Origin of the sequence: Streptomyces sp. NPDC101151, assembly GCF_044768335.1 — a bacterium.
In the GTDB taxonomy this organism is placed as follows: Bacteria; Actinomycetota; Actinomycetes; order Streptomycetales; family Streptomycetaceae; genus Streptomyces.
This window is the reverse complement of record NZ_JBIWPP010000016.1, coordinates 62,007-74,746: the sequence shown is the minus strand read 5'-3', so window position 1 is coordinate 74,746 and position 12,740 is coordinate 62,007. Positions and strand designations below refer to the sequence as shown.

Here is a 12,740-nt window from a genome sequence, read left to right as displayed (position 1 = left end):
TTATCCGGATGAGTGTAGCTCTGACGTGAGCCCTCAACCCGCAACAGATCTCAGGCAGGCGCAGAAATCACAGCTCAACCGCTGACAGACAAGGAGCGCTCATGCACGCTCATCGCCGCGCGGTTCCGGAGGTGCGGTCGAAGGAGTGCCTGCATGTTGCGGATCTTTTCGTCTGCACTCCCAGACTGGACAAGCGGATAGTCATCCAACACCTTGTCCCAGGTTGCGCACGCTTCTTCCAGGTGTCCCAGCTCTAGTTGACGCTCCGCCAAGAGCGAGTTATAGCGGACGCTGCTACGCCGGTAATGGCTGTGTCGCAATCGGTCCGACTCCTTCAGGGACTCCACAGACCCTCGCTTGTCGCCAAGGGCGTAGCGCACCTGGGAGACGTGGTAGGCCAGGGACGAGGGGGCGTAACTCCCGAACGCCTTTGCGCGGGACTCAGCCCGGTCCATGGCAACCTCCGCCTCTCTCATGAACGTGAGGGCATTGCGCCGATCCCCAGTTGCCGCGTACGAGTGAGCTTGCTGCCCGGCAAGGAAAGCGCGCATCCGAGGGCCAGCATTCGGGGACGCCGAAGCCGCAGCGTCGGCCAGACGAAGGGCGTGCGCCTCGTGGCCCAAATCCACGGCCTGAAGGCTCATGCCCCGCAAGGTCGTGCAGTACGTCAGATGATCTTCAGCAGCCCCGGCAAGTTCCAGCGCCTTCACGTAGTAGCGCTGAGCCAGCCCTTGAAGCCCTTCGTCCACGGCCATGAATCCCGTGAGGTACAGAAGGTCTGACGTTGCGGACAGCAGGGCCTTCCTCACGTCCTCCGACGCGTCCGCTTGCAGATGGGGAACCACCGTGTTCACGAGGAACGCAGCCGCCATGGGCCGAGCGTGGCGCCCTCCGAACTGATCGTCCAGTTCGGAGACCTTCTCAGTCATGGCTGCAACCGCGTCTACCTCTCGGTATCCGATGCGTCGGGCCTTACCGATCTGGACTGCTTCGAGCCGGCCGACGACATCCGGCCAGTCAGGAATGGTGAGCGCGACCGAGAACAGTGCAGCACCGAGGACGCCACGGCGGGACGGATCCATGTCTTGCCTCCCCAGCTCCATCAACCCTTCCAAGGTATCTGGACGGCTGGATGTTCCAGAAGCAGGAGAAGGGAGCCCGGCGTCCGCATACGTGATGGGGCGCCCGAGCTTTCGCGAGAACACTTCGAGGATGAACGGCCGGACGACCTTGCGCGGGATCGTGCCATCGAGCCAGTGACTCACTGCGGAGTCGTCATACCGCAAGGGAACGCCAGACTCAGTGCCAACGCGGTTCACGGCCATGGCGAACTGACCTTGGCTGCAAGCCGCTTCCGCAAGTAACCGCCCGAGCGCTGCGTTCGGTTCGCGCTTGCCCATGGTGTAACTCCCCGCGCTCCCAGAACTTTCAGGGCTTTCAAGTCCTCACGTGGTTGCCACCGTACCGCTCTCGGTGGTCGTGCGGTTGCGTAGTGACAGCGGGGCCGACCCGCAGAGTGAACAGCAATCTGACGACGGAGAAACCATGGTGCTGACGGTGGACGCCCCGGCATGGGGGCGTGTGCAAATGGGGTACCAGGCGCAGGCTGTCGCTCACCTTCCCGACGGACGGTCGGTGTACCTCGGAGGCGCAGACGCCAAGACACGGCGCCTAGCAATGCGCTGGCTCCACCGGCGCGCCGTACAAGTGGCGGACCAGTTGGACGTGCTCTATGCCCAACCCCTTCGGGCATGGCTCGACGACGACGCCGAACAGGAACGGGCGCTAGATGGTCTCGCGCGTGGCGAGCCCTACGGCACCCAAGCGAGTGACGACGGGGGGATCTATTACAGCCTCACCGTTTGGCCCGCCGTCCTGGACCTGTCCCCGTGCGGAGGCCCCATGAGAAAGGAGCGGGTGCCCTCGTGGCCGAGCGCCTAGACCACAACCTCACGAAGCGTGGGTTCTGGTACGAAAGGGTCAGGTATCGCTCGCTGGCTGACGAAGACATCTTGTCTGCTGCCTACTGGGCCACGACAAACCCCGCTCAGGCAGTCCGCAGAATCCGAATCGAGGTAAGGACGCTGGCGGGTGCCCTCCCAGAACGGGAGATGATGAGGGCCCTGTCATGGAGCGAAAGGGACGGCTGCATTGGAGCCGTCGCAGCCCTTCACCGTGGCGAGCCATGCGGGTTCTCTCTCAGCACTCATGATGCATGGGTCGAATGGACCGTCCGACCGGTCACCTTCCTCTTGGTGACCAGCTCCGACCCATTTGAGACATGCCCGCGAAGACAACGCCATTCGGAAGACGCAAGGTTGAACCCGACGCCTATCCGTCGGCGCCCTTGAGACTTCCGCCCTGTCTGGGCGTAACTCCGAATCACCGCAGGAAAACCGGCAGGGCGGGTTCACCAACAAACAGAAGGAGAGTGCAGCAGTGAGTACTACAGCTCAAATGCTCCCCTCCGCCGAGAGCGTGGCGGAGCGAGCAACGGAAATCCTCGCCGCAATCCAGGGCGACCCCGAGTTCTCGGCGTTCACGGCAGCATCGCTGAAGTATGACGCAGACTGGACGTGCTACAGCGGGACGCCGATCATCAGCAGGTACGACCAGGTAACCGATGCGCCTCCGCTTTTCGCCGAGGGTCTTCGGGCCCTCTGTCTGAAGGCCGCCGTATTCGAGAAGACCGGCGACGAGAAAACGGCGGAAATCCCGATCGCCATTCCCGTGGACGAGATGACGCACGCAATGATCGCTCAGCCTCAGATCCTCGCCCGCATCACCGCGCGGATCGGTGTTCAGGTCATCCACCAGACGGACCAGGAACACACCGACTACCGAGCCGGCGACTACACGTACCAGGCGTACGAACTGGCTTGGGGCGCACTGCCTGAGCGGTACTGGATCGGCCACGAGGAGGCACAGCGGCGGTTGGGCATTCTTCGAGTGAAGTACGAAGCGGCCGGGTTCCTCAACTTGGGCCAGGCCCACCTCATCGACTTCGCCGAAGCCGTTGCTGCGTAGCCGCTAGCTGAGTGCGCGGCGCAGCGTCGTGAGTGGGTCGAGGTCAGGGAACATTCGCCGAATCTCGGCCGATGCTTGCTCGATGAGGTCTTCGAGCAACACGGGCGCTGCGCCGTACAGCAATTCACGAAGATAGGGGATCACTTGCGCCTGCTCAGCAGGCAAGTGCACTTCAACAGCCAGCGGAGCATTCTCGCTCTTGTACCGGCCTGCCGGAAGCCCGACCTTTTCAGGGTGGACGCACACCGGCACCCCATCGGCCGTGTAGCGGTGCCCGTCCGCTGGATCGAACGGACAATCTTTCGTTGGCCGTTCGAACACGTCGAACTCCCCGACAGGAAAACGACGTGAGGGGCAGATGCCGCACGCAAGGTGGAGCGCGTCGCCACTGACGAAAGCCTCAGCCATGAACAGAGCCTAGCCCCAACGGGCAAGGCGAGACGCCCTATCCGGTCGACCCCGAATCCTTGGACAGGTCGAGCGGCCGGATCGGGTGCAGTGCCCTCTCAGGCAGCCATTGGGAGTGTGCCCGAGAGGAGGAAGAGCCCCGTTCGCCTGCCGTTTCCCCGTGGCGGTCGGGCGGGGCTCTTGCGCGGCCTCACTCTGGTGTATCCGTGGGTACCGCAGGCTCCCTTTCGGCAACAAAGGTCCCGCGCCCCGACACCGCGTAGACGAAGCCTTCTTCCGCAAGTGCAGCGAGCGCACGCCGGACCGTCGGGCGAGAGAGCCCGTACTCATCTGCTAGCGCGTTCTCGCTAGGAATGGCCCGGTTGGTCTGCCAATCGCCCCGCTCCAAGCGCGCTCGCAGAATCCCTGTCAACTGCTCAAACGGTGCGTCGGGCGCATCGCGCTCCACCTGGCCATCCGGACCGTACTTCATGCGTCGAAGGTATCCGGCCGGTGACAGGGCAGCACCCCTTGACAGGCCTTTACAGCCCTTTACAGGCTTTTACAGGTAGGGCTAGGGTCGCTCCACGAACAGACCCCGGCGACGGTGGCGACCGTCCCGGGGCGTGGCCCATCAGCTATCAAGGAGCTGACGAACGTGACAGACCTTATCGGGCGGGCACTCCACGCCCTCTGCACTTTGTTATTTCCCGCGACCGGCACCCGCCGCGCAGCGACACCCCTCACCACGGCCGAGCCGGCCACGAAGCCCCGTCGCACGACGCTGCCGTCCCACAAGAGCCCTTACGCGGTCGAGGCAGCCGCCAACCGACCTTTCGTTGACACCATCAACCCGGTGCGCCCCTACCTCAACGCACCGCCCCGAAGGCGCCCAACCACTCCAGAGCAGCGGGCTCAGGCAGAGCGCCTCTGGGCCCTCGACATGGCCACTCGCGGAATCGACGTCGGCCCCTCCGTCATCCACGGCGTCCGCATCACCTCTGGCAGCCGTACACACTGCGTGGAAGTCGCCGTATGAGCTTCCAAGTCTGCTGCCGATGCCAGCGCGCCACAGAAGCCGCCGTGCCCGTGCGTGACATCCCACGCCCGAGCGGCCCAGGTTGGACGCTGTACGCCTGCCCTGACTGCGTACACCTCATCGCACCGGGCCCGCTCACCACGGACGAACTGAGCATCAGCCAACCCCAGCGCTGACCCCGACCACAGAGCCCCGTCCGGCACCCCCTTGCCGGACGGGGCTCTCTTCTGTGTTCGTGACCACGCGAACCGAGAAGAGCCAGACTCCAAGGGATGGGGCAACGTAGAGTGTGTATAGCGTTCGCTCCTAGGCAGCATCAGGACGTGGTCGGCGCCGATCTGGACGGCTCGTTTCCACACCCCGGAGTCGTCCTGGTCACGGCCGACCAGCACCACTCCGGGCCGGCGCACGGCCCCGCGCACCCGGCGGGCGGCGTCGTCGCCGACCAGGACGAGCGGGGCCGCTTCCCAGCCGGCGCCGTGCTCCGGCAGGCCGTGGTGGACCTCTGGTGTGGCGCCCGCGGCCGCGCACAGGCGCAGCAGATCGTCGAGGAGCCGGGCGTCCTCGGTGACGATGAGCGGCCGTCCCGGCCGGCCTCCGGTGGCGGGCGGCGGGTCATGGGTGACGGTTCCGGCCACGTGTGGTCCCCCTTCGCTGTGTCTTCCGCGCAGTCCCTGCGGCCACGCGATTCCCGAAGATGTGAAGAACCGGCAAGCGGTCTCCATATGAACGGCCGATAGGAACCGGCCATACGCGCCCCGACAATCGGAACCGGCCATGAACTGCCGTGGTCGAGGCGCGCTGGAATCACGGTGCAGCGAACCGGAAAATCATGTGGATCTTGGTCCAAAACCGTGGACAACTCAGTGGTTGTGAATATCGCTGTCACCCATACCGGTGACCCCTGTACTGGCCGCTGTGCGACTTCCACAGAGCAGTCTTACGATTACGGTCAGTGACGGATCGCGGGCATGCCGAAGGGGCGGCATACGCCGCCCACTACCGGTCTCAAGACCGTTGAAAAGGGAAGAAAACCCATCCGGACATGCGACGACCCCCGCCGGGGGGGAGAGCGGGGGTCGTCCCCACGGCCGACTCGGGGGGGGAGGAGTCGGGCCGGGTTAGCACGGTCGCGAACGATCCGTGACTTCCATGGTGTACCCGAGAGCCCTCTCAGGCAAACCCACGCGCCCCACCTTACGCCGAATGGTGGGCGCCTATGCTCAGGGCGTGGAAAACCACTCCTTGCCCCGCGCAGCAGCCTTCTTCGACCTGGACAAGACGGTCATTGCGAAGTCGAGCACGCTCACCTTCAGCAAGTCCTTCTACCAAGGCGGGCTGATCAACCGCAGGGCCGCACTGCGTACCGCATATGCCCAGTTCGTCTTCCTGGTCGGCGGCCTGGACCACGATCAGATGGAGCGCATGCGCGAGTACCTGTCCGCGCTGTGCCGCGGCTGGAACGTCCAGCAGGTGAAGGAGATCGTCGCCGAGACCCTGCACGACCTGATCGACCCGATCATCTACGACGAGGCCGCCTCCCTCATCGAGGAGCACCACACGGCCGGCCGCGACGTGGTGATCGTGTCCACCTCGGGCGCCGAGGTGGTCGAGCCGATCGGCGAGCTGCTCGGCGCCGACCGGGTGGTGGCCACGCGCATGATCGTCGGCGACGACGGCTGCTTCACCGGGGAGGTGGAGTACTACGCCTACGGCCCGACCAAGGCCGAGGCGATCAGGGAGCTGGCCGCGTCCGAGGGGTACGACCTCGACCGCTGCTACGCCTACAGCGACTCGGCGACCGACCTGCCGATGCTGCAGGCGGTCGGACACGCGCACGCCGTGAACCCGGACCGGGCGCTGCGCCGCGAGGCCGTCGCGCGTGGGTGGCCCATCCTGGAGTTCCGCCGGCCGGTCCGGCTCAAGCAGCGGCTGCCCGCACTCTCCGTACCGCCGCGCCCGGCCCTGGTCGCGGCGGCGGCCATAGGAGCGGCGGCGGCCACCGCCGGCCTCGTCTGGTACGCCAGCCGGCGCCGCAGCATCGCATCCTGACCGTTTTCGCCCTGTTTGATCCTGAAAGTAAAGAAGTGCAGGCAAGGGTTCCGCTTGCCCCCTGCTTGCAGTACAAAGGAATCAGCGGCCCGCGAGACCAAAGGAAATCCGAGAGGATCCCTAACGCTACGCACATGGCCCCACGGACCCTGCATGAACACTGGGCACCCACGCGACGTCGACCCGTCGATTACGGGCCAGCCGCACCAGGTGACGGGCAAAGCACCCGACCTGATGGGCATACATCGAGGACGCTTGGTAACCGGGTGAACATGCCAGCGGCGGTACGAGTCCTCGTACCGCCGCAGCCCGTGTCCGGGCGTTTCCTCAGGCCGCCCCGCGCTGCAGCGCCTCGCACACCGCGGTGGACTCGCGCACGCCCAGCTCGACCGCCCGGCCGCAGTGGGTGATCCAGGCCGCCATGCCCTCGGGGGTACCGGAGACGTACCCGTCCAGCGCGGCAAGATAGGCGGCGCGGCCCAGTTCGGCGTGTCCCACCTCGGCCGGGCACACGGACTTCGGGTCGAGACCGCTGCCGACCAGGACGATCCGCTCGGCCGCGCGCGCGACCAGGCCGTTGTGCGAGGCGAAGGGGCGCAGGGCGAGCAGTTCGCCGTGCACCACGGCGGCCGTCACCAGCGCGGGCGCGGAGGTTCCCGCGATGATCAGGTCCGCCAGGCCCTCCAGCCGGCCGGACACCTCCTGGGCCTCCGGCAGCGGCAGCTCCATCAGCGGCTCGTCGACCGGCTCGCCCGCCCGGCGCGGCCGGCCGACCTCGTCACCCTTGCTCGCGGAGGCCACCAGATGCAGCCGGGCCAGCACCCTGAGGGGCGACTGCCGCCAGATGGACAGCAGCTGGCCCGCCTCGGCCGTCAGCCGCAGCGCCGCGCCCATCACCCGCGCCCCGTCGTCCGCCGCGCTGAAGTCGGTGCGCCGCCGCACCTCCTCCAGGGCCCAGTCGGCGCCGGACAGCGCCGCCGAACCGCGGGCGCCGCGCAGCGCGGCCTCTGAGGTGATCTCGTTGCTGCGGCGCCGCATGACCCGGTGGCCGTAGACCCGGTCCACGGCCTTGCGCACGGACTCCACGGACTCGGCCACGCCGGGCAGCGAGCCCAGGGCCTCAAGCGGATCGGCGGTCGCGCCTGTCGTACTCATGAGTACGACACTACGCGCCGACCCGTCACCCGACCGCCGCCCCCCAACGAGCTTCGCACCCCTTTTGATCACCCGAACCCTCGAAGGAGTGGTCTTCTTCACTCCGACTGACACATACAGCTATCACCTGACTACCCTTGGTGAACATGAAAATTGCTTTCGTCGGGAAGGGCGGCAGCGGCAAGACCACGCTCTCCTCCCTCTTCATCCGCCACCTCGTGGCCACCGGCGCCCCGGTGGTCGCCATCGACGCGGACATCAACCAGCACCTCGGCCCCGCGCTCGGCCTCGACGAGACGCAGGCAGCCGCACTGCCCGCCATGGGCGAACGCCTGTCGCTGATCAAGGACCACCTGCGCGGCTCCAACCCCCGCATCGCCTCCGCGGCGACGATGATCAAGACGACCCCGCCCGGCGAGGGCTCACGGCTGGTCCGGGTGCGGGAGCCCAACCCGGTGTACGACGCCTGCGCGCGCCCGGTGGAACTCGACGGCGGCGCCGCCCGTTTGATGGTCACCGGCCCCTTCACGGACGCCGACCTGGGGGTCGCCTGTTACCACTCCAAGACGGGAGCGGTGGAGCTGTTCCTGAACCACCTCGTCGACGGCCCCGACGAATACGTCGTGGTCGACATGACGGCGGGTTCCGACTCCTTCGCCTCCGGCCTGTTCACCCGCTTCGACATGACGTTCCTCGTCGCCGAGCCGACCCGGAAGGGGGTCTCCGTCTACCGCCAGTACAAGGAGTACGCCCGCGACTTCGGCGTCGCCCTGAAGGTCATCGGCAACAAGGTCCAGGCGCAGGACGACATCGACTTCCTCCGCGCGGAGGCCGGGGACGACCTGCTCGTGACCGTCGGGCACTCGGACTGGGTGCGCGCGATGGAGAAGGGCCGTCCGCCACGGTTCGACCTCCTCGAGGAGGCCAACGCCCGCGCCCTGCACACCCTCCGGACCGCTGCCGACGCCAGGTACGAGGCGCGCGACTGGGAGCACTACACACGCCAGATGGTGCACTTCCACCTGAAGAACGCCGAGGCGTGGGGCAACGAGCGAACCGGGGCCGACCTGGCGGCGCAGGTCGACCCCGGGTTCGTGCTCGGCGAGAGCGTGGCAACTCCCGCCTGACGGCTACCGCTTGACGGCTACTGCTTGACGGCCGGCGCCCCCGGGACGCCCTTCGGCGCCGGAGCCGGGCGGCCGGAGAGGAGCGATGCCCAGCCCTGCCGGGGCGCCTCACCCACCTTCAGGGTCCGCAGCTTCGCCAGCGTCTGCGGATCCTGCGCGTCCAGCCAGTCGACGAGCTGGTGGAAGGAGACGCAGCGCACCTCGGGCTTGTTGCACATCTCCTTCACCACCTCGTCGATGGCACGCATATAGGTGCCCCCGTTCCAGGACTCGAAGTGGTTGCCGATGATCAGGGGTGCGCGGTTGCCGTCGTAGGCCCGGTAGAAGCCCTTGAGCAGTCCGTCGCGCATCTGGTCGCCCCAGTAGTCGTACTTGTCGGGGTCGCCCTGGGTCTGTGTGCCGGACTGGTTGACCATGAAGTTGTAGTCCATGGTCAGCTGCTCATAGGTGTGCCCGGGGAAGGGGACCAGCTGCATCGACACGTCCCACAGCCCCTCCCGCTTCTTGGGCCAGACCTGGTCGTTGACACCGCTGGAGTCGTAGCGGAAGCCCAGCTGGCGGGCCGCCTTCATGAAGTTCTTCTGCCCTTCCAGGCAGGGGGTGCGGGCGCCGATCAGCTCCTTGTCGTAGTCGAAGGGCAGCGAGGCCGCCTTCTTCAGTCCGGTGTTGGTCTTCCAGGACTTCACGAACTCCTTGGCCTGGGCGATCTCGCTCTTCCACTCGTTCACCGACCACTCGCCGACGCCGCCGTCGGGGCCGCAGAAGTGGCCGTTGAAGTGGGTGCCGATCTCATTGCCCTCCAGCCAGGCCAGTCGCACCTGCTTGAGAGTGTCGGAGATGCCCTGCTCGTCGTTGAAGCCGATCTCCGAGCTGCCGGGCGAGTGCTGCGGCGGCCGGTAGAGGTCGCGCTTCTCCTCAGGCAGCATGTACACGCCGCTGAGGAAGTACGTCATCGTCGCGTTGTTCTCCTTGGAGACCTTGCGGAAGTGCGAGAACAGCTTCTGACTGTCCTCGCCCGCGCCGTCCCAGGAGAACACCACGAACTGCGGGGGCTTCTGACCTGGCTTCAACCGCTCGGGGACGGGCAGATGCGGCTGTGAACCGGTGTACGCGGTGGACCCGTCGCCGATCAGACGAAGCACGCTGTTGGGCGCCGGTGCCCCCTTCCGCGGGCCGGGCGCCCCTTCCTTCGCGCCGCTGGCGCTCGCACAAGCGGCGAGCGAGCCGGCACAGGCCGCGGCGACCATGGCGCCGACGGCAATCCTTTGGGTGGCGGCCATGTTCCGCCCCACCTTCTTCCTTCTCTCAGGCGAACGCTGATGAGGGCGTTTTCTGTTGATGTGTCGGTGTTGCTCCGACAGCGCCGCCAAGGTCGCACGGGGCCGAGAAGGAATTAGTACGACAAGCCGATAAAATGATCGGTTCACTCATGGGAGTGACTGGATGCGCCATTTGCCCCGAAAAGACAGGAATGATCTTTACTCTGCATTACGGTTCGTTTACCAAGCGTTGATTTCATCCCGCCGTTGCACGCCGAGACCCCACGGCCGCGACCGAGCCCCCGGCCCGACGGGGAACCGCCCAGTCCGTGACCGCGCCGCCCGGAGGAGACGGGACCATGTCAGCCTGCGCACCCCCTCGCACCCAGCAGCCCCACCCGCCGCACAGCCCCCCGCCGGCCCCGCACCGCCGCTTCCGCGTCGCGGGCGCCGATCTGTCCGCGTCCGTCGCGGTCTTCCTGATCGCTCTGCCCCTCTCCCTGGGCATCGCCCTCGCCACGGGCGCCCCGCTCCAGGCCGGCTTGGTCGCCGCTGCCGTCGGCGGACTCGTCGCAGGACGGCTCGGTGGCTGCCCGCTGCAGGTCAGCGGCCCTGCCGCCGGACTCACCGTGGTCACCGCCGACTTGATCCACCGCTATGGCTGGCAGGCCACCTGTGGCATCACCGTGCTCGCCGGACTGGCCCAACTGGGCCTCGGCTGCCTGCGCGTGGCCCGCGGCGCGCTCGCGGTCAGCCCCGCCGTGGTGCACGGCATGCTCGCCGGCATCGGCCTCACCATCGCCGTCGCCCAGCTGCACATCGTCCTCGGCGGCAGTCCGGACAGTTCCGTCCTCGCCAACCTGCTCGCCCTGCCCGCCCAGTTGGCCGACCTGCATCCGGGCGCCGTGTCGATGAGCGCGCTGACCCTGACCCTGCTGCTGGCCTGGCCGCGCATCCCCGGCCGCACCGGCCGCCTGCTGCGCAGGGTCCCGGCCGCCCTGGTCGCCGTCGCCGGAGCCACGGCGACCGCCGCCCTGACCGGGCTGGCCCTGCCCCGGGCGGACCTGCCGTCCTGGAGCAGCCACGCCCTGGCCGGGCTGCCCGAGGGCCCTGTGCTCGGCGTCGCCGCCGCCGTGCTCACCACCACGCTGGTGTGCAGCGTGCAGTCGCTGCTCGGCGCGGTCGCCGTGGACAAGCTGCTCGCGGTCCGGTCCGGACCCCAGGCCCACGTCGGGCGCTCGGGCCTCGACCGCGAACTGCTCGGCCAGGGCGCAGCCAACATCGTCTCCGGGGCGCTCGGCGGACTGCCGGTCGCGGGGGTGGCGGTGCGGAGTTCGGCGAATGTGAATTCAGGTGCCGTGAGCCGGAACTCCACGATGCTGCACGGCGTTTTCGTAGTGATCGCCGCGCTGCTGATGGTCCCGCTCCTGGAGCAGATCCCGCTCGCCTCCCTCGCCGCCCTGGTGATGGCCGTCGGCATCCAGATGGTGTCCCTCAACCACATCCGCACGGTGACCCGCCACCGCGAAGTGCTGGTGTACGCCGCCACCACACTCGGCGTGGTGTTCCTCGGAGTCCTGGAGGGCGTGGCCCTCGGGGTCGCCGTGGCGGTCGCCCTCGCCCTGCGCCGCCTCACCCGCACCCGTATCACGCACGAAGCGAAGGAAGGAGTCCATCACGTACATGTACGAGGCCAGCTGACGTTCCTCGCGGTGCCCCGGCTCAGCAGGGCCCTGCATCTCGTCCCCCAGGGCGCGCACGCCGTGGTGGAGCTGGACGGGTCGTTCATGGACCACGCGGCGTACGAGTCGCTGCAGGACTGGCAGAGCGCCCACACCGCGCGGGGCGGCTCCGCCGAGCTGACTGGTCGGCGCAGCGGAGTCCGGACCGGCGATCCGGCCCCGTCCGCCACCTGCGGGTGCCGGCCCTGGACACCGTGGCGCAACCACCAGGCCTGCATCGCGGGGGCCCCGTCGGCCCCCACCGTCCCGGCAGCCCATGAACTGGCCCGTGGCGTCAGCTCGTTCCAGCGGAACACCGCCCCGCTGGTGCGGGCGGAGCTGGCGCGGCTGGCCCGGGAGGGCCAGCGTCCCTCGCAGCTCTTCCTCACCTGTGCCGACTCCCGGCTCGTCACGTCGATGATCACCTCCAGTGGTCCCGGCGACCTGTTCGTCGTCCGCAATGTCGGCAACCTGGTGCCGCCGCCGGGCGAGGAGCACGGGGACGACTCGGTGGCGGCCGCCATCGAGTACGCGGTGGAGGTGCTCGGGGTGCGCTCCATCACGGTGTGCGGCCACTCCGGGTGCGGGGCGATGCAGGCGCTGCTGACCGCCGACCCCACGGGTCCGGTGACCCCGCTGAAGCGGTGGCTCAGACACGGGCTGCCGAGCCTCGCGCTGATGGCCGGTGAGCGCCGCGCCCGGCCCCGGCTGGCCGGGCGGGGGCCCGCCGACGCGGTGGAGCAGCTGTGCCTGACCAACGTGGTCCAGCAACTGGAGCACCTGCGGGCGCACGACGCGGTCGGGCGCGCTCTGGCGGCCGGTGCGCTGGAGCTGCACGGGATGTACTTCCACGTGGGCGAGGCTCAGGTCTATCTGCTCGGCGGAACCGAGAACCGCCACGTGTTCGAGGACGTCGGAGTGGACGGGGGAGCAGCATGGGAGGAGCGCAGTCCGGTGTGAGAGGGCGGCCCTC

General features: G+C 67.8%; 9 protein-coding genes and 1 pseudogene. 4 read left to right on the top strand and 6 right to left on the bottom strand.

Annotated features, from left to right (window positions below):
- Nucleotides 1-74 precede the first annotated feature (74 nt).
- On the bottom strand, nt 75-1,400 hold the full coding sequence (locus ACIRU3_RS26770) for a tol-pal system YbgF family protein (protein WP_404060955.1): 1,326 nt from the start codon (nt 1,398-1,400) through the stop codon (nt 75-77).
- A gap of 1,057 nt (nt 1,401-2,457) precedes the next feature.
- On the opposite strand from ACIRU3_RS26770, the gene ACIRU3_RS26765 reads away from it, so the two are divergent.
- Entirely contained in the window at nt 2,458-3,027 is a 570-nt protein-coding gene (locus ACIRU3_RS26765) for a hypothetical protein (protein ID WP_404060952.1), read from the top strand.
- Nucleotides 3,028-3,030: 3 nt separating this feature from the next.
- Here the strand turns inward: ACIRU3_RS26765 and ACIRU3_RS26760 are convergent, their stop codons facing one another.
- The 3 genes and pseudogenes from ACIRU3_RS26760 to ACIRU3_RS26750 all read right to left on the bottom strand — a co-directional run.
- Entirely contained in the window at nt 3,031-3,435 is a 405-nt protein-coding gene (locus tag ACIRU3_RS26760) for a hypothetical protein (protein ID WP_404060949.1), read from the bottom strand.
- Nucleotides 3,436-3,625: 190 nt separating this feature from the next.
- Entirely contained in the window at nt 3,626-3,907 is a 282-nt protein-coding gene (locus ACIRU3_RS26755) for a GntR family transcriptional regulator (protein ID WP_404060947.1), read from the bottom strand.
- An 839-nt stretch (nt 3,908-4,746) separates the two neighbouring features.
- Nucleotides 4,747-5,091: pseudogene (locus tag ACIRU3_RS26750) on the bottom strand (septum formation initiator); the annotation flags it as partial.
- A 568-nt stretch (nt 5,092-5,659) separates the two neighbouring features.
- On the opposite strand from ACIRU3_RS26750, the gene ACIRU3_RS26745 reads away from it, so the two are divergent.
- Nucleotides 5,660-6,505, top strand: a complete 846-nt coding sequence (locus ACIRU3_RS26745; RefSeq protein ID WP_404060944.1) for an HAD family hydrolase — start codon at nt 5,660-5,662, stop codon at nt 6,503-6,505.
- Between the two features lie 327 nt (nt 6,506-6,832).
- Here ACIRU3_RS26745 and ACIRU3_RS26740 read toward each other — a convergent pair whose 3' ends face one another.
- A complete protein-coding gene (locus ACIRU3_RS26740; protein ID WP_404060943.1) occupies nt 6,833-7,660 on the bottom strand; it encodes an oxidoreductase in 828 nt (275 codons plus the stop codon).
- A gap of 146 nt (nt 7,661-7,806) precedes the next feature.
- Between ACIRU3_RS26740 and ACIRU3_RS26735 the strand changes: the two genes are divergently transcribed.
- Nucleotides 7,807-8,787: an ATP-binding protein gene (locus ACIRU3_RS26735; protein WP_404060940.1), complete on the top strand. Its 981-nt coding sequence runs from the start codon at nt 7,807-7,809 to the stop codon at nt 8,785-8,787.
- A gap of 17 nt (nt 8,788-8,804) precedes the next feature.
- On the opposite strand, the gene ACIRU3_RS26730 is transcribed toward ACIRU3_RS26735, so the two are convergent.
- Nucleotides 8,805-10,067 carry a hypothetical protein gene (locus ACIRU3_RS26730; protein WP_404060937.1) on the bottom strand — a complete coding sequence of 421 codons (1,263 nt, stop codon included), beginning with the start codon at nt 10,065-10,067 and terminating at the stop codon, nt 8,805-8,807.
- A 338-nt stretch (nt 10,068-10,405) separates the two neighbouring features.
- Here ACIRU3_RS26730 and ACIRU3_RS26725 point away from each other — a divergent pair, with 338 nt between their 5' ends.
- Nucleotides 10,406-12,727, top strand: coding sequence for a SulP family inorganic anion transporter (locus ACIRU3_RS26725; RefSeq protein ID WP_404060934.1), 2,322 nt, complete (start codon nt 10,406-10,408; stop codon nt 12,725-12,727).
- The last annotated feature ends 13 nt before the right edge of the window (nt 12,728-12,740 follow it).